Below are 543 nucleotides of genomic sequence, written 5' to 3' on the forward strand. Positions count from 1 at the left end.
CGGGCACGCTGGCCCTGGCCGGCGCCAGCTCCATCGCCAGCTCTTCCAGCCTCATCGATAACGGCAGGTTCGATATCTCGGGCGCATCGGGCAATGAGACCATTGCCGCCCTGACCGGCTCCGGCGCCGGCGCCGTCGCCCTCGGCGCCAACAACCTGATCATCAGCAACGGGAGCGGCACCTTCGCCGGCACCATCGCAGGCGCCGGCGGGCTTCAACTTGCCGGCGGCACGACCACCCTCGCCGGAACCAGCACCTATGCCGGCAATACCAGCATCACGGCGGGCACGCTGGCCCTGGCCGGCGCCAGCTCCATCGCCAGCTCTTCCAGCCTCATCGATGACGGCAGGTTCGATATCTCCGGCGCATCGGGCAATGAAACCATTGCCGCCCTGACCGGCTCCGGCGCCGGCACCGTCGCGCTCGGCGCCAACAACCTGATCATCAGCAACGGCAGCGGCACCTTCGCCGGCACCATCGCAGGCAGCGGCGGGCTTCAACTTGCCGGCGGCACGACAACCCTCGCCGGAACCAGCACCTACA

Annotated in this window: 1 pseudogene; it reads left to right on the forward strand. The window is 68.9% G+C overall.

The window, feature by feature from the left end:
• Positions 1–543: pseudogene (locus APM_RS15930) on the forward strand (transporter); the annotation flags it as partial.

This window comes from Acidiphilium sp. PM, assembly GCF_000219295.1.
Lineage (GTDB): Bacteria > Pseudomonadota > Alphaproteobacteria > Acetobacterales > Acetobacteraceae > Acidiphilium > Acidiphilium multivorum.